Source organism: Sphingobium sp., from assembly GCF_036170395.1.
In the GTDB taxonomy this organism is placed as follows: domain Bacteria; phylum Pseudomonadota; class Alphaproteobacteria; order Sphingomonadales; family Sphingomonadaceae; genus Sphingobium.
In genome coordinates this window covers 1-18,989 of record NZ_JAVHPD010000004.1, presented here as the reverse complement: position 1 = coordinate 18,989, position 18,989 = coordinate 1, and the positions used below count along the sequence as shown (strand labels likewise).

Annotated in this window: 19 protein-coding genes and 1 tRNA gene; 13 read left to right on the top strand and 7 right to left on the bottom strand. The window is 65.1% G+C overall.

What is annotated here, in order from left to right; translation table 11 throughout:
* Window positions 1–140 precede the first annotated feature (140 nt).
* From V2B31_RS00865 to V2B31_RS00850, 4 genes are all read left to right on the top strand, one after another.
* A complete protein-coding gene (locus V2B31_RS00865; RefSeq protein ID WP_328274366.1) occupies window positions 141–1,370 on the top strand; it encodes a YceI family protein in 1,230 nt (409 codons plus the stop codon).
* Window positions 1,370–1,717 carry a Rap1a/Tai family immunity protein gene (locus V2B31_RS00860; RefSeq protein ID WP_328274413.1) on the top strand — a complete coding sequence of 116 codons (348 nt, stop codon included), beginning with the start codon at window positions 1,370–1,372 and terminating at the stop codon, window positions 1,715–1,717. Before V2B31_RS00865 ends, V2B31_RS00860 begins: the two co-directional genes overlap by 1 nt.
* Before the next feature lie 98 nt (window positions 1,718–1,815).
* A complete protein-coding gene (locus V2B31_RS00855; RefSeq protein ID WP_328274364.1) occupies window positions 1,816–3,186 on the top strand; it encodes a class II 3-deoxy-7-phosphoheptulonate synthase in 1,371 nt (456 codons plus the stop codon).
* A gap of 115 nt (window positions 3,187–3,301) precedes the next feature.
* The gene (locus V2B31_RS00850; protein ID WP_328274362.1) at window positions 3,302–3,958 is read left to right on the top strand and encodes a DUF4760 domain-containing protein; all 657 of its coding nucleotides are present in this window, start codon (window positions 3,302–3,304) and stop codon (window positions 3,956–3,958) included.
* A 12-nt stretch (window positions 3,959–3,970) separates the two neighbouring features.
* Here the strand turns inward: V2B31_RS00850 and V2B31_RS00845 are convergent, their stop codons facing one another.
* Window positions 3,971–4,756 (bottom strand): TerC family protein, encoded by a 786-nt coding sequence (locus V2B31_RS00845; protein ID WP_328274411.1) that lies wholly within the window; start codon window positions 4,754–4,756, stop codon window positions 3,971–3,973.
* 191 nt (window positions 4,757–4,947) lie between these two features.
* On the opposite strand from V2B31_RS00845, the gene V2B31_RS00840 reads away from it, so the two are divergent.
* From V2B31_RS00840 to V2B31_RS00830, 4 genes are all read left to right on the top strand, one after another.
* A complete protein-coding gene (locus V2B31_RS00840; protein WP_328274360.1) occupies window positions 4,948–5,970 on the top strand; it encodes a class 1 fructose-bisphosphatase in 1,023 nt (340 codons plus the stop codon).
* A gap of 288 nt (window positions 5,971–6,258) precedes the next feature.
* On the top strand, window positions 6,259–6,369 hold the full coding sequence (locus V2B31_RS20005; protein WP_443021793.1) for a hypothetical protein: 111 nt from the start codon (window positions 6,259–6,261) through the stop codon (window positions 6,367–6,369).
* Between the two features lie 56 nt (window positions 6,370–6,425).
* The gene (locus tag V2B31_RS00835; RefSeq protein ID WP_328274358.1) at window positions 6,426–7,313 is read left to right on the top strand and encodes a hypothetical protein; all 888 of its coding nucleotides are present in this window, start codon (window positions 6,426–6,428) and stop codon (window positions 7,311–7,313) included.
* Window positions 7,314–7,793: 480 nt separating this feature from the next.
* Window positions 7,794–9,734, top strand: coding sequence for an acyltransferase family protein (locus V2B31_RS00830; protein WP_328274356.1), 1,941 nt, complete (start codon window positions 7,794–7,796; stop codon window positions 9,732–9,734).
* On the opposite strand, the gene V2B31_RS00825 is transcribed toward V2B31_RS00830, so the two are convergent.
* Window positions 9,667–10,557 carry an N-formylglutamate amidohydrolase gene (locus V2B31_RS00825; protein WP_328274354.1) on the bottom strand — a complete coding sequence of 297 codons (891 nt, stop codon included), beginning with the start codon at window positions 10,555–10,557 and terminating at the stop codon, window positions 9,667–9,669. The genes V2B31_RS00830 and V2B31_RS00825 overlap by 68 nt on opposite strands.
* Before the next feature lie 143 nt (window positions 10,558–10,700).
* Here V2B31_RS00825 and cpdR point away from each other — a divergent pair, with 143 nt between their 5' ends.
* Window positions 10,701–11,078, top strand: a complete 378-nt coding sequence (gene cpdR / locus V2B31_RS00820) for a cell cycle two-component system response regulator CpdR (protein ID WP_328274409.1) — start codon at window positions 10,701–10,703, stop codon at window positions 11,076–11,078.
* A 6-nt stretch (window positions 11,079–11,084) separates the two neighbouring features.
* On the opposite strand, the gene V2B31_RS00815 is transcribed toward cpdR, so the two are convergent.
* Window positions 11,085–12,416: a dicarboxylate/amino acid:cation symporter gene (locus V2B31_RS00815; RefSeq protein WP_328274352.1), complete on the bottom strand. Its 1,332-nt coding sequence runs from the start codon at window positions 12,414–12,416 to the stop codon at window positions 11,085–11,087.
* A 129-nt stretch (window positions 12,417–12,545) separates the two neighbouring features.
* Here V2B31_RS00815 and V2B31_RS00810 point away from each other — a divergent pair.
* Window positions 12,546–12,620: transfer RNA gene (locus V2B31_RS00810), tRNA-Val, on the top strand.
* Between the two features lie 88 nt (window positions 12,621–12,708).
* On the opposite strand, the gene V2B31_RS00805 is transcribed toward V2B31_RS00810, so the two are convergent.
* The gene (locus V2B31_RS00805; protein ID WP_328274350.1) at window positions 12,709–13,494 is read right to left on the bottom strand and encodes an IclR family transcriptional regulator domain-containing protein; all 786 of its coding nucleotides are present in this window, start codon (window positions 13,492–13,494) and stop codon (window positions 12,709–12,711) included.
* A 105-nt stretch (window positions 13,495–13,599) separates the two neighbouring features.
* Here V2B31_RS00805 and V2B31_RS00800 point away from each other — a divergent pair, with 105 nt between their 5' ends.
* The 3 genes from V2B31_RS00800 (at window position 13,600) to V2B31_RS00790 (ending at window position 15,920) form a co-directional block, all read left to right on the top strand.
* Window positions 13,600–14,274, top strand: a complete 675-nt coding sequence (locus tag V2B31_RS00800; protein WP_328274348.1) for a 3-oxoacid CoA-transferase subunit A — start codon at window positions 13,600–13,602, stop codon at window positions 14,272–14,274.
* A gap of 22 nt (window positions 14,275–14,296) precedes the next feature.
* Window positions 14,297–14,932: a 3-oxoacid CoA-transferase subunit B gene (locus V2B31_RS00795; protein WP_328274407.1), complete on the top strand. Its 636-nt coding sequence runs from the start codon at window positions 14,297–14,299 to the stop codon at window positions 14,930–14,932.
* 304 nt (window positions 14,933–15,236) lie between these two features.
* Window positions 15,237–15,920: a 5'-methylthioadenosine/S-adenosylhomocysteine nucleosidase gene (locus V2B31_RS00790; RefSeq protein WP_328274346.1), complete on the top strand. Its 684-nt coding sequence runs from the start codon at window positions 15,237–15,239 to the stop codon at window positions 15,918–15,920.
* A 255-nt stretch (window positions 15,921–16,175) separates the two neighbouring features.
* Here V2B31_RS00790 and V2B31_RS00785 read toward each other — a convergent pair whose 3' ends face one another.
* From V2B31_RS00785 to V2B31_RS00775, 3 genes are all read right to left on the bottom strand, one after another.
* Window positions 16,176–16,712, bottom strand: a complete 537-nt coding sequence (locus V2B31_RS00785) for an adenine phosphoribosyltransferase (RefSeq protein ID WP_328274344.1) — start codon at window positions 16,710–16,712, stop codon at window positions 16,176–16,178.
* 80 nt (window positions 16,713–16,792) lie between these two features.
* Window positions 16,793–17,641: a cytochrome c1 gene (locus tag V2B31_RS00780; protein ID WP_328274342.1), complete on the bottom strand. Its 849-nt coding sequence runs from the start codon at window positions 17,639–17,641 to the stop codon at window positions 16,793–16,795.
* 14 nt (window positions 17,642–17,655) lie between these two features.
* Window positions 17,656–18,975: a cytochrome b gene (locus tag V2B31_RS00775; RefSeq protein ID WP_328274340.1), complete on the bottom strand. Its 1,320-nt coding sequence runs from the start codon at window positions 18,973–18,975 to the stop codon at window positions 17,656–17,658.
* Window positions 18,976–18,989 lie beyond the last annotated feature (14 nt).

Below are 18,989 nucleotides of genomic sequence, written 5' to 3'. Positions count from 1 at the left end.
GCGATTAAGCCGCGCCGCTGCGTCCTTTTCGCCACAGCATGGGTTGCATCCGGCACCGCAGCGTTTCCCGCGCCATCGATGGACTTCGGCGACGGCAAGGCATAGTTTCGCGCCCGCCACGACATGCGAAAAGGACCGCCATGCAACGCTACAGCCGCGCCGCCATGTTGCTGCACTGGACGATCGCCGCGCTGCTGGCGTTTCAGATAGCGGTCGGATGGGCGCTTGAAGATCTGGGCGCGCGCGGCTTTGCCCTTTACCAGCTGCACAAGTCGGTCGGTATCGCGATCCTGGCGCTCACCCTGCTGCGGATCGCGGTTCGTTACTGGAAGCCGCGCCCGCCGAAACTGGAAGGCGGCTGGCAGGGGGCGCTTGCCAACGCCGTGCATGTCGGCCTCTACGCCTTCATGCTGGGCGCCCCGCTGACCGGCTGGGCGCTGGTGTCGACCGCGAAGGTCAAGGTGCCGACGCTGCTCTTCGGCGTCCTGCCCCTGCCCCACCTCCCCCTTCCCGCCGCCGCGCATGAGGTCGCGGAGAACGGCCACGGCATGCTCGCCTGGATCGGCATCGCCCTGCTCGCGCTCCATGTCGCGGGCGCGCTGCGCCATCATCTGCTGATGCGCGACGGCCTGCTCTGGCGCATGGTGCCGGGCCGCTCGCCGCTGCTGCTCATTGCCCTGCCCGCTTTGCTGCTCGTCGGCTTCGCAGCCGGCCGCGCGATCCTGCCCGGCGCGCAGCCTGCCCCGCCGCCCGCGCCGGTCGAAGCCGCAGCGCCGGAAAATATCGCCGATGCCGAACCCGCCAACCTCGCGCAGGCCGACAATGCCGCTGCCAACGCCGCCGAACCCGCCGCCGCCGAGGAGGAACCCGCCGGTCCGCCCCCCGCCTGGGCCGTCCAGCCCGGCGGCCGCATCGGCTTTTCGGTCGGCAATGATGGCGAGACGATCAGCGGCAGCTTCGCCAAATGGACCGCCGCGATCGTCATGGACCCCGACCATCCCGAAAGCGCCGACATCAAGGTGACGATCGACGTCGGATCGGCCAGCGTCGGCGACGCCTATAAGGACGGGATGCTGCCGGGCGACGAATTTTTCGCCGCCGCCGCTCACCCGACTGCGACCTTCACCGCCAGGGGCGCGGAGGCGACCGGCCCCGGCCGCTACCGCGCCAGCGGCACGCTGACGCTGAAGGGCGTCTCGAAGCCGCAGACGATCCGCTTCACTCTGGCGGGCAAGGACATGACCCGCACCGTCACCGGCAGCGCCACCGTAGCCCGCGCGGCCTTCGGCGTCGGCAATGGCGACAGCAGCAAGGGGCTTGGCCCCCAGGTCAGCGTCGATTTCCGCTTCACCGCGAAGAAGAAGGAATGATGCGCGCGCTTCTCCTTGGCGCGCTGCTCGCCGCCGCCGCCCCCACTCCCGCACCGGCGCAGACCTATATGTTCGAAACCGGCGACACGCTGCGCGCCAAATGCCGCAACAAGGCGCCCGAATATGCGCTTGCCTGCACCGCCTATATCGTCGGCGTGGTTGACGGCATCCGCAAGGATATGTTCATCGGCCGCGCCCGTCCCGTCTGCTGGCCCGACCGCATGAGCGCGGACGAGGCGCGCGCGACCACGCTCGCCTATCTCGACCGCTGGCCCGATCAGCGCAAGGCGCCCGCCTCGGTGCTTGTCAGCGTCGCGCTCAACGAACGCTGGCCCTGTCAGAAATAGCCCATTGTTTCGCATGGTCGCTACTCGACCGCTATAAACTTGCCTAACGCCGCCTGAAAGCGTAGGTGCGCCCCCTATTTTCATGAAGGAGACTCGACGTGGCGGCGAAGTGGACGCCGGATAGCTGGCGCAGCCATAAGGGCATTCAGATGCCCTTCTATCGGGATGCCGACGCGCTCGCGTCGGTGGAGGCCCAGCTCAGCCAGTTTCCGCCGCTCGTCTTCGCGGGCGAGGCGCGGCATCTGAAGTCCGACCTGGCCAAGGTCGCGGCCGGCGACGCCTTCCTGCTCCAGGGCGGCGATTGCGCCGAGAGCTTTGCCGAGTTCCACCCGAACAATATCCGCGACACCTTCCGCGTGCTGCTCCAGATGGCGGTGGTGCTGACCTTCGCGTCGAAGCTGCCGGTGGTGAAGGTCGGCCGCATGGCGGGCCAGTTCGCCAAGCCCCGCTCGGCCGATACCGAGACGATCGGCGGGGTCGAGCTGCCCAGCTATCGCGGCGACAATGTGAACGACATCGCCTTCACCGCGGAAGCGCGCGAGCCCGACCCGGAGCGGATGGTCCGCGCCTACAATCAGTCCGCCGCCACGCTCAACCTGCTGCGCGCCTTCTCGACCGGCGGCTATGCCAGCCTCGACCGAGTCCATGGCTGGATGCTCGATTTCATGGGCCGCTCGCCCTGGGCCGCCAAGTTCGAGGCGATGGCCGACCAGATCGGCCAGGCGCTCGACTTCATGCGCGCCTGCGGCCTGGACGCCGACAGCGTGCCGCAGCTTGGCGGCACCAGCTTCTACACTAGCCACGAAGCGCTGCTGCTCCCGTTCGAGCAGGCGCTGACCCGGCAGGACAGCCTCACCGGCGACTGGTATGACACGTCGGCGCATATGCTCTGGATCGGCGACCGCACCCGGTTCGAGGGGTCGGCCCATGTCGAATATCTGCGCGGCATCGGCAACCCGATCGGCATGAAGTGCGGCCCGAGCCTTGAGCCCGACGCGCTCCTCCGCCTGCTCGACGTGCTCAATCCCGCGCGCGAGCCCGGCCGCATCACCCTCATCACCCGGTACGGCCATGACAAGATCGAGGCGGGCCTGCCCAAACTCGTCCGCGCGGTGCTGCGCGAAGGCCATCCGGTGGTCTGGTCCTGCGATCCGATGCACGGCAACGTCATCAAGGCCGCGAACGGCTACAAGACCCGCCCCTTCGACCGCATCCTCGCCGAAGTGCGCGGCTTCTTTGCCGTGCACCGGGCCGAGGGCAGCTTTGGCGGCGGCATCCATGCCGAAATGACCGGCCAGAACGTCACCGAATGCACCGGCGGCGCGATCGCCATCACCGACGAGGGGCTGGCTGATCGCTACCACACCCATTGCGACCCGCGCCTCAACGCGGCGCAAAGCCTCGAACTAGCCTTCCTCCTCGCCGAAATGCTGAACGAGGAACTGAAGGAACGCCGCGCCGCGGCGTGACCCGACGAAAAGGGCGTCGCGCGGGGTTGCGACGCCCTTGACAAATTGGCAGCATAATCCCGATATGATCGTCATAAGGAGACGAAAGATGACGATCGAGGGCGTTCGCGAATAAATGGGCTGCCAGATGGTGCCGACCGTGGCGAAAGCCGCGCCCGTCACCATCATCTGCGTCGAACCCGCCTCACCATCGCCCATGACCTATGCGACGCCCGCCGTCGCTCTTTTGTCGTTCGTCGTCTCTGCCATCATCGCCCTGCGCGCCCTGCGCAACACCCGCTCGGTAGCGCGGCAGAAGGCGACCCTTGATCTCATCGAAAAGCGCGAATCGACCGAACATTATCGCGCGATCAGCCGCATTTTCTTTGATCTGCAATCCGGTTCCGGTTTCATGCACCTGGTCGATCCCACGCCGGACGACAAGCCGTTGCGAAAAGCGGTATTCGATTATCTCAACCATTATGAGATCATCGCGATCGGCATTCGCCAGGACATATTGGACGAACGCATCTACCGCGCCTGGATGGAAGGGGCGTTCGTGCGGGACTGGAATGCCGCGGCGGAGTTCATCCAGCGGCAACGCTGGAAACATGCCGATGGACGGTGGCGGTACCGCGCTTCGGTTTATGAAAATTACCAGCATGTCGCGTGCAGATGGTCCAAAGACGCGGTGCGCCTTACGGAGGCGTCTTTCCCGCCACCGGCGCAACCCGCAGGCCCCGGCGACGCCCCTTTGCCCGAACCGATCGACGACATCGACCTTAAAAACTGACTGCGGCAGACCCTACGCCGCGCCTTTCCCCCCCTTCGCCCGGCGCGCAAAGATGTTCAGCACCTCGACCAGCGTCGAAAACGCCATCGCCGCGTAGATATAACCCTTGGGCACATGCACGCCAAAGCCGTCGGCGATCAGCACCGCGCCGATCATCAGCAGGAAGCCCAGCGCCAGCATCACCACCGTCGGATTGCGCGCGATGAAATTCGCCAGCGGATCGGCGGCGACCAGCATCACCGTCACCGCCACGATCACGGCGATATACATGACCGCCAGATTATCGGTCATCCCCACCGCCGTCAGGATCGAATCGAGCGAGAAGATCATGTCGAGCAGGATGATCTGCGCGATCGCGCTGCCGAAGGTCAGCGTCGCGACGCTCTTCTTGTCCAGCACATCGTCGCCCCCATGCGGGTCGACATTATGATGGATTTCCTTGGTCGCCTTCCAGATCAGGAACAGCCCGCCCGCGATCAGGATGAGGTCGCGCCACGAGAAGTTCGTCTCGAACGTCGGCGCGCCATGCTGGTCCAGCGGCCCGCTCAGCCCCAGGTCGAACACCGGCTGGGTCAGCCCCACGATCCACGCGATCATCGACAGCAGCACCAGCCGCATTGCCAGCGCCAGGCCGATGCCGATCCGCCGCGCCCTTTGCCGCTGCGCCTCGGGCAGCTTGTTGGTCAGGATCGAGATGAAGACCAGATTGTCGATCCCCAGCACCACCTCCATCACCACCAGCGCAATGAGCGCGGCGAGAGCGGTCGGATCGGTGAAGGCGGCGATGAGGCTGTCCATGTCTGTCCCCTGTTCGATCGTCGGATCGGCACGCACCCGAAACGGAAGCCGCTCGGCGAAGTTCCGGCGGACATGCTTTGTCACAAGACAGCGCTAACACAGATAAGGCGGCATACCCATGCTGGACTAGGCGGATCGTCTCCCCTAGCGGTAAGGCCAACCACCCGTCCGATCCATCCGAAAGGCGCGCCATGTCCCGAACGACCCTGACCCGTTTCCTGATCGAGCAGCAGCGGCAGGCCAATGCGCTGCCCGGCGAACTGCGCCTGCTGATCGAGACCGTCGCCCGCGCCTGCAAGACGATCGCCCATGCGGTCGGCAAGGGTGCGCTCGGCGAAGTGCTCGGCAGCCTCGACAGTGAAAATGTGCAGGGCGAGGTGCAGAAGAAGCTGGACGTGATCGCCAACGAACTGCTGCTCGACGCCAATGAATGGGGCGGCCATCTCGCCGCCATGGCGTCCGAGGAGATGGAGACCATCTATCCCATCCCCAACCGCTATCCGAAGGGCGAATATCTGATGCTGTTCGATCCGATCGACGGGTCGAGCAATATCGACGTCGATTTGTCGGTCGGCACCATCTTCTCGGTTCTGAAAGCGCCCGAGGATTGCGCCGGCCGCCCGGTGACGGAGGAGGATTTCCTCCAGTCCGGCCGCAACCAGGTCGCCGCGGGCTACGCCATCTACGGGCCGCAGACGATCCTGGTGCTGAGCGTTGGCACCGGCGTCTATGAATTCACCCTCGACCGCGAAGTCGGCAGCTGGGTGCTGACCGACCCCGCCATGCAGATGCCGCAGGGCAAGTGCGAGTTCGCCATCAACATGTCCAACCGCCGCCAATGGTCGCCGGCGATTGTCCGCTATGTCGAGGAGCGCGTGACCGGCGCGGCCGGCCCGTGCGGCAAGGACTATAATATGCGCTGGACCGCCTCCATGGTCGCCGACGTCCACCGCATCCTCAAGCGCGGCGGCGTGTTCATGTACCCTTACGACCACCGCGCGCCGGGCAAGGCGAAACTCCGCCTGATGTACGAAGCCAACCCCATGGCCTATCTCATCGAACAGGCCGGCGGCGCGGCCACTGACGGCTTCATCCCCATCATGGACGTGGAGCCGAACGGCCTCCACCAGCGCATCGGCGTGGTCCTGGGCGACCGCGCGGAAGTGGAAGCGGTGGTTGCCTATGGCCGGGAGGAAGAGGTTGTGGCGGGGTGATACGCAGACCTTAGCTCCTCCCCTTCAGGTTCAAAGGAGGCACGTGACTCGTTTGAAGGGTTGGGGTGGGGCGTCTCATGAGAGAGCAGTTCTACCCGGATAGACCCCACCCCCAGCCCCTCCCCTGAAGGGGAGGGGAGCGGTACTGCTACGTAAGGGCGGCATCATTCATTCGTGATGCCCTTCGCGAGATGACAGAGGTCTGGAGCTACCGCAGCGTCTTCAAGCTAAAGCTAATCCGCCCTAGCCGTCCAATGCCTGCCGAGTGGCGAAGCTGCCCGACAAGGGGTGGTGGACTCCGAGCCGCACATCAGGAACAAGCTGAGCCAGGGCAAACTTGCAACGGTGTTTCTGGTTCGATGCTTAGGAACGACGGGAGTCGATATCTCGCGATTGTAGGCGCGTCACTCGCCGCAATTGCCGTATTAGGCGGGACGCTGACTTTTACCTTCCACATGGGCGATTTGTCCGGCCGCAACAATGCTCAAGCCCAAGGCTACGCCGCTGCCTATCCCACTGATGCTAGCAGGCAAATAGCCGACTGCTGGGCCAAATCCGACAGGTCCGCCGCTCAGGAATGTGTGGCAAGCGCTATACAGGCCAGCCGCGAGGCCCAACGCAGCGAGGCCGAACTTGGCGTTCAGCGGCAGATGTCCGATTGGGCCTTTTGGGCTTTGGTGGTCGCAATCGTAATGGGCTTCATGACTACCGCAGTGACGTCTTTAGGAACCTACTTGATTTTTAAGCAGGTCAAACTCAGCCGGGAGGCGGTTGAAGAAACCGGGCGGGCGACCCAAGCAATGCTGGAAGCCAATGACATTGAGAAGAACGCTCAACGGCCATGGCTCAAGGTGACTGCTGCCGCCAAAGCAAATATATCGCCCCCTATGGAAGTAAACGGTTTGTTCCAGGATTTCCCTGGAGCGATTGTATTGATCATTAATGTGACGATTGAAAATATCGGTGATAAGGTTTGCAGGTATGATGCAAAGATTTATCCCGTTATTGATCCGATGTATCCCGAAAAGAGCAGTAATCTTTCGAACTCATTTAATAGAACTCTTATGCCGGGAGACAGTTTTACTCACATGGACAAAGAGATAAGTATTTCTTTTGATAGCAGCCCAATATACGTGATAACTGGATTTTACGAAGACACAAAGGAAACGATAACTCCCGCATTCGTCATTGAATGCAAATATTTTTGGGATGATAAGGCTGGAGAAACCACTTACACATACGCCGCTTCGGCCTACAAAGACAGCTGGGCCTTTTCTATCACCCCCGCCCAACGGAACGTGCCAGCATTCCTGTTCATCCAAGATGGCGCAATAATAGAGTAAAATGGTGAAATAAGCCTCACCATAGTCTCGGTCTAAGGGCCAGATAGGCCCGTCCCCACCACAGGCGATTGTCACCTCTCACCCATAATCGCTCGGGGCGTTGGCTATCTCATGCCGGAAACTAACGACAAAAAAGGGGGGAGAGCGCCCGTTTCAGCGCTCGACCCCCCCGCCATGCCTTGCCTGCCGGTCCGACCGGCGGCTCCTCTCCAGAAACTTGTTTTAGTGGCTTGGCATCGGCGCATCCTTGCTAGCCCAGCCGCATGACAAAAAAAAGGCCGATCGCATGGGATCGGCCGAAAGTTTTAGGAGAGGATGCCTGAAAGGCCCGCCCTATGTGGCGCAGCGGCCACATTTGTGCAAATGCGAAGGGCGAAATCATGGTTGCGCCAAACGCAACCAATCGCCGCGCACCGCAAAACGCGCCCGAATCGCGCTTCCCCTAAGACATTATCAGGGCTTTCCCGCTACCCCCGCCCCATGCACGCGCCCGCGCCCCGCCCCCATGCGACGACCGGCTATCGCCGCGACATAGACGGGCTGCGCGCGCTCGCGATCCTGCCGGTGCTGTTGTTCCACGCGCATGTCCCCGGCTTTTCGGGCGGCTATGTCGGCGTCGACATCTTCTTCGTCATATCGGGCTATCTCATCACGGCGATCATCGCGCGGGAGGTCGACGCCGGCCGCTTCTCGCTCCTGCGCTTCTACGAGCGCCGCTTCCGCCGCATCGTCCCCGCGCTGTCGCTGATGATCCTCGTCGTGCTGGCCTGCGCCGCCTGGCTCTATTTCCCTGGCGACCTCGAAGGCGTGCCCAAGTCCGCGCTCGCCGCCATCGTCTTCGCTTCCAACCTCTGGTTCTTCACCGACACCGGCTATTTCGCGGGCGGTGCGGACGTGAAGCCGCTGCTCCACACATGGTCGCTCGCGGTGGAGGAGCAATATTATATCGGCTTCCCGCTGCTCCTGATGCTGCTCGCTGCCTATGCCCCCCGCTGGCGCACGGCGGCGGTCGCGAGCATCGCCGCCGTCTCGCTCGCGCTCGCCATCCTGCTTCAGCGCGACACGAGCGGCTTCACTTTCTACCTCCTCCCCACCCGCGCCTGGGAATTGCTCGCGGGCGCGCTCCCGGCGCTCGGCGCGATCCCGGCGATCCGCCCGCGCTGGGCCAGGGAAGCGCTGGCCTGGAGCGGCCTTCTCGCCATCGCCCTCGCCGTCGCCCTCTATGATCGCACCACCATCTTCCCCGGCGTCGCCGCCCTGCCCCCGGTGCTCGGCGCAGCGGCGCTGATACACGCCGCGCCGGGCACCAGCGCCGCCCGCCTGCTTTCGCTTCCCCCGCTGGTCGGCATCGGCCTCATCTCCTACTCGCTCTATCTGTGGCACTGGCCGTTGATCGTCTTTACCGAATATGCGACCGACCAGCCCCTCGCCGGCCTCACGCGCATCATGGTCATTGCCGCTGCGCTCATCGCCGCGATCCTCTCCTGGCGCTATGTGGAGCGCCCCTTCCGCGACAGCGCCGCCATCTCGCGCCACGCCATCTTCGCCTTCACCGCCGCCGCCATGGCTGCCCTCACCCTCGCCTCGCTCGCACTCATGGCAAAGGGCGGCTGGCCGTCCCGTTTCGCCCCCCAGGTGCTGGCGCAAATCGCCGGCCAGCGCGACATCGCCCCCACCCGCAAGCTATGCCACGACACCCATATGCGCGCCGCCACCCCCTGCGTCCTCGGCGCACCCGCGCGCGCCTCCGCGATGCTCTGGGGCGACAGCCACGGCGTCGAACTTGCCTATGCGCTCTCCCTCCAGGCGAAATCCCAACACTGGTCGCTCGTCCAGCGCACTACCTCAAGCTGCCCGCCGGTGCTCGGCTATGACGCCACCGACCCGCGCTGCGCCGCCGCCAATCGCGCCGCCTTCGCCGCGATCCGCGCCGATCCCGCCGTCCGCCGCATCTATCTCGCCGCCTTCTGGGCCAATGGCCGCTTCGACGATCCCGCTTTCGTCGCCAAGCTGGACGCGACCATCGCAGCCATCCGCGCCATCGAGAGAGAAGTCGTCGTCATCGGCCCAGTCCCGCCCCAGCCCTTCGACGTCCCCCGCCGCCTTGCCCATCTGGCGCAGGCGGATCGCCTCAGCGACGCCCAGGGCCTAGACCGCGCCGCGCTCGACGCCCGGACCGTCCACCTGCGCGCCCGGTTCCGCGCCTGGGAAGCACGCGGCGTCCACCTGATCGATCCCGCCGCCGCGCTCTGCGACGCCCGCCGCTGCGCCATCGCGAAGGACGGCCAGCCCCTCTATTTCGATTCCCACCATTTGAGCGTCGCCGGCGCCCGGCTGGTGATCGCCGCCGCGCCTATTCCGCCGCCATCGCATAGCCCGCGCGCGGCAGTTCCTCGGCCAGCATCGCCGCCAGATCGCTGACCAGCGCCTGCATCCGCATGAGGCCCGGCCCGATCCCCTCCAGCGCCGCGTCCAGATAGAGCGACCGGTCGATCTCGAGCTGGATCGCATGCGCGCCCCGCTCGGGCCGGCCATGCCGGTCGAGAATATGGTCCCCGGCGTAAGGATGGTTCTGCGCCACCGCGATCCCCCGGCCGGCGATCATCTCCGCCGCCTGCGCCACCAGCCGCGTGGACGCGCTCCGCCCGAAGCGGTCGCCCAGCACCACCCCCGCCGCGTCCTGCCCCGCCGTCACGGGGAGCGGCGGCATCGAATGAAGATCGATCAGGATCGCATGGCCGTGCGCCTGCCGCGCCGCCGTCATCAGCCGCGCCAGCATCGCATGATAGGGCCGGTGCAGCGTCTCGATCCGCTCCCGCGCCTCGCCCCACGCCATCGGCCGCAGCCACAGCTCATGCGCGCCCGGCATCCGGCGCGGAAACAGCCCCAGCCCGCCGCGCAGCTTCGCGCTGCTGTGCAGCGGCGCATCGCGCGGCGCATCGACGATCATGCCGGGGTCGATCTCCCGCTCATGCCGGTTCATGTCGATCATCGCGCGGGGCGCGCGCGCGATCAGCACGGTAAAGCCCGTCGCCGCCGCCCGGTGCGCCAGCAGGTCCGCCCAGCGATCCTCCAGCCGCCGCAATATCTGCGGCTTCACCCGCGCGGCGGCCAGCAGATCGGCGGGATAGACGCGCCCCGCATGGGGGACGGACAGGATGACCGGCCGCGCCGGCTCGGCGGGGCCATGAAGATCGAACGCCGCATCGCTTATGGTCGGAACGGGCAGCCTGATCTGGTCCAACGCGGCTCCTTTCGCGGCCGGACTCGCAAAATGGTTAGCCGGCTGGAAAATATTCAGACTTGTCGCATATAAGCGGGCTGCGCGCCACCCATTGCGGCGCGACAGCCGGCGAATCGGCGGGGGCAAGGAACAAGTTGGGGGCGATGGTTCGCATATTATTGGCCGAAGATGACGAGAGCATGCGCACCTATCTGGCCCGCGCGCTCGACCGGTCGGGCTATGAGGTCGTCGCCGTGTCCACCGGCGCGGAGGCGCTGCCGCATATCGGTTCGGACCGTTTCGACCTGCTGCTGACCGACATCGTCATGCCCGAGATGGACGGGATCGAACTCGCCCAGCACGCAGCCCAGGTCGCGCCCGACATGCGGATCATGTTCATCACCGGCTTCGCCGCCGTGACGCTGAAGGCCGGCAAGGCCGTGCCGCAGGCCAAGGTGCTGTCCAAGCCCTTCCACCTGCGCGACCTGGTGCTGGAGGTGGAGCGCATGTTCGGCAGCGAAAGCGTCTCGGGGCTGAGCTAAACCCCCTCAATCCGGCACCACCTCCTGCATGTCCGGCGTAGGCTCCAGCGGCAGCCCCGCCATCGCCGCGTCGAACCGCTCGCGATCCAGCCCCTTTTCCCAGGCCGACACCACCACCGTCGCCACCGCATTGCCGATGAAGTTGGTGAGCGCGCGGACCTCGCTCATGAAGCGATCGACCCCCAGGATCAGCGTCATGCCCGCCACCGGCACCGACGGCACGATCGAGAGCGTCGCGGCCAGCGTGATGAAGCCCGCGCCCGTCACCCCCGCCGCGCCCTTGGAGGAGATCATCGCCACCAGCAGCAGCAATATCTGCTCCTCCAGGCTGATATGCACATTGCACGCCTGCGCGATGAAGAGCGCCGCCAGCGTCATATAGATGTTGGTGCCGTCGAGGTTGAAGCTGTATCCGGTCGGCACCACCAGCCCCACCACCGACTTGCGGCACCCGGCGCGCTCCATCTTTTCAATCAGGCTCGGCAGCGCGGCTTCCGAGGACGACGTGCCCAGCACCAGCAGCAGTTCCGCTTTCAGATAGCGGATGAGGTGCAGGATGTTGAATCCCACCGCCAGCCCCACCCCGCCCAGCACCAGCAGCACGAACAGCAAAGAGGTCAGGTAGAAGGTCGCCACCAGCCCCGCGAGATTGGCGAGCGTGCCCACGCCATATTCGCCGATGGTGAAGGCCATCGCCCCGAACGCCCCGATCGGCGCGGCCTTCATCAGGAAGGCGACCAGCTTGAACACCGCATGGCTCGCCGATTCGAGCACCGCCATCAGCGGCGCGGCCTTCTCCCCGATCATCGTCAGCGCGATGCCGAACAGGATCGCGACGAACAGCACCTGCAATATGTTGCCGTCCGCCACCGCCGACACCATGGTCGACGGGATGATCCCCATCAGGAAGCCGGTGAGCGTGTTTTCATGCGCCTTGTGGGCGTAATCGGCGACCCGCCCGGCATCGAGCGTCGCCGGGTCGATATTGAGTCCCGCGCCCGGCTGCACCACATTGGCGACGATCAGCCCGACGATCAGCGCCAGCGTGGAGAAGGTCAGGAAATAGGCGAAGGCCTTGGCCGCCACCCGGCCGATCGCGCCCAACTCCTTCATCCCCGCAATGCCGGTGACGATGGTGAGGAAGATGACCGGCGCGATAATCATCTTGACCAGCTTGATGAAGGCTTCGCCCAGCGGCTTCATCGCCACCGCCTGGGTTGGGAAGAAATGCCCCATCGCGACCCCCAGCGCGATCGCGACCAGCACCTGCACATAAAGCTGCCGGTAGAAGGGCAGGCGCGGCGCGGCCTGAACCGGCGAGGATGACGATGGCAGCATGATCGAAAGCGTCCCCCTGTTTGCACCGCAACATATGGGCCGCCCCTCCCCTGTCCAGAAGATTATCAGCGCGCCAGAATTTCCCGCTTGCGCCGGCCCCATGGCCCGGCTATTGGCCCCCTCCACAGTGGGCGTGTAGCTCAGTGGTAGAGCACTGTGTTGACATCGCAGGGGTCGCAAGTTCAATCCTTGCCACGCCCACCATCTAAAAATCCGCTCGGTCCAGCGACCTGGCGGATTTTTTGTTGAGCGCGCTAGGAAGGCGATTTTCGCCGCGACCTGGACTGGGCGCTCAGGCCAGCCCCATCGCGCTGAGTTCCCGCGCGACCCGGCGCAACGATGGCAGGAAGCGGGTTCGCAGCTCCGCCAATGTCACCCGCGTCGCCTGTGCGCCGACATTGACCGCCGCGACGACCCGTCCGCCGCTCGTCACCGGCACGGCGATCGAGCGCAGGCCGATCTCCAGTTCCTGGTCGTTGATCGCATAGCCTTCCTCGGCGACGCGGGCGAACCGGGCCAGCAATTCGCCGGGCCTGGTCTCGGTTTTCGGCGTTCGCGCGACAAGATCGGCCCGACGCAGATAGCTTTCCTGCGCGATGCGCGGCTGGCCCGCGAGCAGCACGCGCCCCATCGACGTGCAGTAGAGCGGCAGCCGGCTGCCGGTTCGCAAAGCGATCGACATGATCCGGGACACTTCGGCGCGGGCCAGATAATAGACCTCATCCTCCTCGATCACGCCGAGCGAACAGCTTTCGTGCAGCTCGTCGCGCAACTGATCGAGCAGCGGCTGGGCGCGCATGGTCAATGTGCTCGACGAGAGATAGGCGTAGCCGAGCGCAAGCGTCTTGGGCCGCAGCGCATAATTGGCCCCGTCTTGCGCGGCATAGCCGAGGCGCACGAGCGTATGCAGGCAGCGCTTCACCGCCGGGCGGCTCAGGCCGGTCGACCGGCTGGCCTGCGCGATGGTCATCGGGCGCTGCGCGTCCGCAAAGCATCGCAGCACCGCAAGGCCGCGCGCCAGCGACGTCATGAACTCCGGGTCTCCCCCGGCTTCCAGCTGACCTCGTTCCTGCTTCATCGCGCATCCTATAACCGATAATCGGACAATATGATGTTTATCGGTTGACGCAATCCCCGTCGCGGCAAAGAGCGGCTCCCTATCTCAGCATCGTGGGAGAGCGACGTGATCGACAAGAGCGTAGCCAGCGCCCAAGCGGCCGTGGCCGACATACAGGATGGCGCGACGGTCATGATCGGCGGCTTCGGCACCGCCGGGATGCCCGATCCACTGATCGACGCGCTCATCGCGCAGGGCGCGGGCGATCTGACGATCATCAACAACAATGCCGGCAACGGCGAAACCGGCCTTGCCGCGCTCATCAAGGCGGATCGCGTGCGCAAGATCATCTGCTCCTTCCCGCGCCAGACGGACTCGCATCATTTCGATGCAGCCTACCGGGCCGGACAGATCGAGCTTGAGCTGGTGCCGCAGGGCAATCTGGCCGCGCGCATCCAGGCGGCCGGCGCGGGCCTGGGCGCCATCTTCACGCCGACCGGCTATGGCACGCTGCTGGCGGAGGGGAAGGAGACCCGCCTGATCGACGGTCGGCACTATGTGCTGGAATATCCGATCCATGCGGACTTCGCCCTCATCAAGGCCCATGCGGGAGATCGATGGGGCAATCTCGTCTATCGCAAGACAGCGCGCAATTTCGGCCCGATAATGGCGATGGCGGCCAGAACGACGATAGCGCAGGTGTCCCGGATCGTCGGGCTGGGAGAGATCGATCCCGAAGCGGTCGTCACGCCGGGCATCTTCGTGCAGCGCGTCGTCCTGCCGCAATCCGCCGCCGCCTGACCGGAGAAACGCGATGACCAACATGAAACCCATGAGCCGCGACCAGATGGCCGCCCGCGTCGCCCAGGATATCCCCGACGGCGCTTATGTGAACCTTGGCATCGGCTTGCCGACCAAGGTCGCCAATTATCTCCCGGCCGATCGCGAGATCATTCTTCAGAGCGAGAACGGGTTGCTCGGCATGGGGCCTGCTCCGGCTGCCGGCGAGGAGGATTGGGAGCTTATCAACGCCGGCAAGCAGGCCGTGACGCTGCTGACCGGCGGTTGCTATTTCCACCATGCCGACAGCTTCGCGATGATGCGCGCGGGCCATATCGACATTTGCGTGCTTGGCGCGTTCCAGGTGTCCGTAACGGGCGATCTGGCCAATTGGCACACCGGCGAACCGGGCGCGATTCCCGCCGTCGGCGGCGCGATGGACCTCGCCATCGGGGCCAGGCAGACTTTCGTGATGATGGAACTCTTCACCAAGCAGGGCGAGAGCAAACTTGTCGAGACGTGCACCTATCCGCTGACCGGCCTCCATTGCGTGTCGCGCATCTACACCGACCTCGCGGTATTCGATGTCGGGCGTGAAGGCGCGCGCGTCATCGAGATGGTGGACGGATTGACCATCGCAGACCTGCGCAAACGCACCGGCGTGCCGCTGGCTGCCTGACACGCGGATGATCGGAGGACCCATGTTCGGCTTGGCGGCACAGGCTGACATGGACCAATTGCGTTGGGTAAGGCGGCGATCATCGCGGTGGCCGTCACACCGCCGGACGTCGCGAAGTGCCAGGCATGGAGGTCGGCCCTTCGCAAGGGACACGTCTTTCATTCGGACGAAATGAGAGGCATAGAGAGCCGCTCCTGCGCTTGTCGCAGGGCCGAACGGCAGTGGGTGCGACCCAGATGCAGCGTGCGTCGCTCCAGGTCATGGTCGCCCCGCTGCCATCAGCCAGCCGCAAGGACAAGCGCAAGTGACCGTGCCATGCGAGACGATCGGCGGAAAGCGCCTGCTCTTCATCATGGCGGTGGAGGCCGAATATGGCCCGCATCTGCGCGCCCGCTTCACGCCCTTGCTGACCGGCGTCGGCCCGGTCGAGGCGGCGCTTGCGACCGGCCTCGCGCTGGCTGATCTCGCCCGCGCCGATGCGCTGCCCGACCTTGCCATCTGCCTGGGGTCGGCGGGATCGCGCATCTGCCCGCTGGGCGAGATTTTTCAGATCGCCAGCGTCTCCTGGCGCGATATGGACGCCTCCCGTCTCGGTTTCGCCAAAGGCGTCACGCCCTTCGTCGATCATCCCGTCGACCTGCCGCTCGTCACCCCCCTCGCGCTGCCGCTGGCGCGCCTGTCGACCGGCGCGAACGTGGTGGGCGGCGATGACTATGCCGTGATCGACGCCGACATGGTGGACATGGAGACCTTCGCCGTCGCCCGCGCCTGCGCCCGTTTCGACGTGCCTTTGATGGGCCTGCGCGGCGTATCGGACGGTCCGGGCGAGCTTGCCCATATCCACAGCTGGATGGAGCTGCTCGGCCTCATCGACGAGCGGCTGGCGCTGGCGGTGGACGGCCTGGAAGCGGCGCTGACCAATTCCTCCCCTGTAAGGGGAGCGGTGATGACCAATTCCTCCCCTGTAAGGGGAGGTGGCATCGCGTAGCGATGACGGAGGGGTGTCACCCTCTCGATAGCTAGACACCCCTCCGCCACGCGCTTCGCGCGCGACACCTCCCCTTTCAGGGGAGGATGATTGTGGTGCTGAGAAAATCCTATTCTCCTACAGCCGTCCGCGAACAGCCTCCAACACCCCCGGAATAACCGGCGTTAAATCAGCATCTTACCCGTAGGAGAATCGCGAAACCGCGAATCAGCTGTTCCACTCGCTGTTCCACTTGTCCCGCGCGCCCGGCCCCTCTCAATCCCCCTCAAACGCCATGATCGCCCGCGCCGCCACGCCCTCGGCCTCCAGCGCCGCCATGCCGCCGAGGTCAGGCAGACCGATCGCGAACAGCGCCATGAGCACGCTCGCCCCCTGCTCCCGCAGCAGCTGCGCGGCGGCGATCGCGGTCCCCCCGGTCGCGATCAGATCATCGACCAGCAGCACCCGCGCGCGCGCCGGCACCTGCCCCTCGTGCAGCTCCAGCCGGTCGGTGCCATATTCCAGCACATAGTCGATGCCGACCGTCTTGCCCGGCAGCTTGCCCCTCTTCCGCACCGGCACGAACCCCTTGCCCAGCACCGTCGCCAGCGCCGCGCCCAGGATGAAGCCGCGCGCCTCGATGCCGACGATCAGGTCCGGGTCGAGCGGCCGGGCAATCTCCGCCAGCTGCCCCACCAGCGCGCGCAAGCCCGCGCCGTCGGCCAGCAAGGTGGTGATGTCGCGGAACAATATGCCCGGCTTGGGAAAGTCGGGGATGGTGCGGACGAGGGCGGTGAGGCGGTCGCTGGTCATCGCGCACCCATAAGCAAAGGGCGCGGCCTCCTCAAGGATGCCGCGCCCCAAAGCGTCAGTCTCAAGCGGGAAGCGCCAGCTCAGGCCGCCTTCTTCTTGTCCGCCCAGATATTCTGATAGGCCATGTAAGCGAGCGCCGTGGCGATCGCGAGGAAGACCAAAGTCGCCAGCCCCGCCGCGCGGCGATTCTCCAGCTTGGGCTCGGCCGTCCAGGTCAGGAAGGCCGCGACGTCCTTCGCCATCTGGTCGACGCTCGCCTTGGTGCCGTCGCCATAGGTCACCTGGCCCTCGGCCGTCAGCGGCGGCGCCATGGCGAGGTTCAGGTTGGCGAAATAGGGGTTGTAGTGCAGCCCCTCGGGCGTCTTGGCGTCCGGGAATTGCTTCAGCAGTTCGGCCGGCTGGGCCTGATAGCCGGTCAGCAGCGAGTAGACATAGGCCGAGCCATGGTGCCGCGCCTTGGTCATCAGCGACAGGTCCGGCGGGATCGCATTGTTGTTCGCCGCCGCCGCCGCAACATTGTTCGCGAAGGGCTTGGGGAAGTGATCGGCCGGCACCGGATCGCGGCCCGCGACTTCGCCCGTCTTGGGATCGACGTCGGGGGTCTTGATCGCCCACTGCTTGGCGATCGCCTTCACTTCCGCCTCGTTGTAGCCGAGCGCCTCCAGATCGCGGAAGGCGACGAACTTGAGGCTGTGGCAGGCCGAGCAGACTTCCTTGAACACCTGGAAGCCGCGCTGCAGCTGCTGCTTGTCATATTTGCCGAAGGGTCCGTCGAAGGAGAAGGACACATGCTTGGGAGCCAGGTGGAACTCATGCTCCACCGTCGGCTGCGGCGGCTCGGAGATATAGGCCACCGCGCCCATCAGGAAGGAGATCAGCAGCCAGCCCGCGAAGAAGAGGCCGACGAGAAATGCGCCGATGCGAACCATCTATTCGTTCCCCCTTAACCGGCGTGCGAAGGCTGCGGATCGGCGCCCATGCCGGGCAACGCATCCTCTTCGCCTTTTATGTTGTGACGGTTCAGCACCGATTCCGTGATCGATCCCGGCAGCGGCAGCGGCTTTTCGAAGCGCGAGACCAGCGGCAGGATGATGAGGAAGTGCGCGAAATAATAGGCCGCCGCGACCTGGCTGATCATGACATAGGGCTCTTCCGCCGGCGCGCCGCCGCAATAGCCCAGGATCAGCACGTCGAGGATCAGGATCCAGAAGAACTTCTTGAAGGTCGGGCGGTAGTTGCCCGACCGCACCGGCGACGTGTCGAGCCAGGGCAGGAAGAAGAGCAGCAGGATCGACGCGAACATCGCCAGCACGCCCAGCAGCTTGGCCGGCACGAAGAAGAAGTCCACCGTGAAGGCGCGCAGGATCGCGTAGAAGGGCCAGAAATACCATTCGGGCACGATATGCGCCGGCGTCGAAAGCGGGTTCGCCTCGATATAGTTATCGGGGTGGCCGAGATAATTGGGCGCGAAGAACAGCAGGATCGAGAAGAGGATCAGGAACACGCCGACCCCGAAGCCGTCCTTGGCGGTATAGTAAGGATGGAAGGGCACGGTATCCTGCGGCCCCTTCACATCGACGCCGGTCGGGTTCGAGCTGCCCGGAATATGCAGCGCCCAGATGTGCAGGATGATGACGCCCGCGATCACGAAGGGCAGCAGGAAGTGCAGCGAGAAGAAGCGGTTGAGCGCGGCATTGCCCGGCGCGAAACCGCCCAGCAGCCAGGTCTGGATCGGCTCGCCGACCACCGGGATGGCCCCGAAGAGCCCGGTGATGACCTTCGCCCCCCAATAGCTCATCTGCCCCCAGGGCAGCACATAGCCCATGAAGGCGGTGGCCATCATGAGGAGGAAGATGACGAGGCCCAGCAGCCACACCATCTCGCGCGGCGCCTTGTACGATCCGTAGAACAGGCCGCGGAAGATGTGGAGATAGACGACGATGAAGAAGAAGCTCGCGCCATTGGCGTGGGCGTAGCGCATTAGCCAGCCGCCGTTCACGTCGCGCATCGTCTGCTCGACGGTGCCGAACGCGACCAGGTCGTTCGCGCCATAATGCATCGCCATGATGACGCCGGTGACGATCTGGATCACCAGGGCAAGGCCGGCGAGCACGCCGAAGTTCCAGAAATAATTGAGGTTGCGCGGCACCGGATAGCCCGCGCCGATCGCGTTATACACGAGGCGCGGCAGCGGCAGCTTCTCGTCGACCCACTGCATCAGCGGATGCTTGGGGGTATAATGTTCAGCCCATGGAAAGCTCATGACGGTCCCCCTCA

Excerpts from the sequence above, each read along its gene's own strand:
- V2B31_RS00815 (WP_328274352.1), bottom strand. The coding sequence starts at position 12,416 with ATGCTGCCATCGTCATCCTCGCCGGTTCAGGCCGCGCCGCGCCTGCCC.
- V2B31_RS00850 (WP_328274362.1), top strand. The coding sequence starts at position 3,302 with ATGGGCTGCCAGATGGTGCCGACCGTGGCGAAAGCCGCGCCCGTCACC.
- V2B31_RS00845 (WP_328274411.1), bottom strand. The coding sequence starts at position 4,756 with ATGGACAGCCTCATCGCCGCCTTCACCGATCCGACCGCTCTCGCCGCG.
- V2B31_RS00865 (WP_328274366.1), top strand. The coding sequence starts at position 141 with ATGCAACGCTACAGCCGCGCCGCCATGTTGCTGCACTGGACGATCGCC.
- V2B31_RS00785 (WP_328274344.1), bottom strand. The coding sequence starts at position 16,712 with ATGACCAGCGACCGCCTCACCGCCCTCGTCCGCACCATCCCCGACTTT.
- V2B31_RS00805 (WP_328274350.1), bottom strand. The coding sequence starts at position 13,494 with ATGAAGCAGGAACGAGGTCAGCTGGAAGCCGGGGGAGACCCGGAGTTC.
- V2B31_RS00795 (WP_328274407.1), top strand. The coding sequence starts at position 14,297 with ATGAAACCCATGAGCCGCGACCAGATGGCCGCCCGCGTCGCCCAGGAT.
- V2B31_RS00775 (WP_328274340.1), bottom strand. The coding sequence starts at position 18,975 with ATGAGCTTTCCATGGGCTGAACATTATACCCCCAAGCATCCGCTGATG.
- V2B31_RS00780 (WP_328274342.1), bottom strand. The coding sequence starts at position 17,641 with ATGGTTCGCATCGGCGCATTTCTCGTCGGCCTCTTCTTCGCGGGCTGG.
- V2B31_RS00840 (WP_328274360.1), top strand. The coding sequence starts at position 4,948 with ATGTCCCGAACGACCCTGACCCGTTTCCTGATCGAGCAGCAGCGGCAG.
- V2B31_RS00830 (WP_328274356.1), top strand. The coding sequence starts at position 7,794 with ATGCACGCGCCCGCGCCCCGCCCCCATGCGACGACCGGCTATCGCCGC.
- V2B31_RS00860 (WP_328274413.1), top strand. The coding sequence starts at position 1,370 with ATGCGCGCGCTTCTCCTTGGCGCGCTGCTCGCCGCCGCCGCCCCCACT.
- cpdR (WP_328274409.1), top strand. The coding sequence starts at position 10,701 with ATGGTTCGCATATTATTGGCCGAAGATGACGAGAGCATGCGCACCTAT.
- V2B31_RS00835 (WP_328274358.1), top strand. The coding sequence starts at position 6,426 with ATGGGCGATTTGTCCGGCCGCAACAATGCTCAAGCCCAAGGCTACGCC.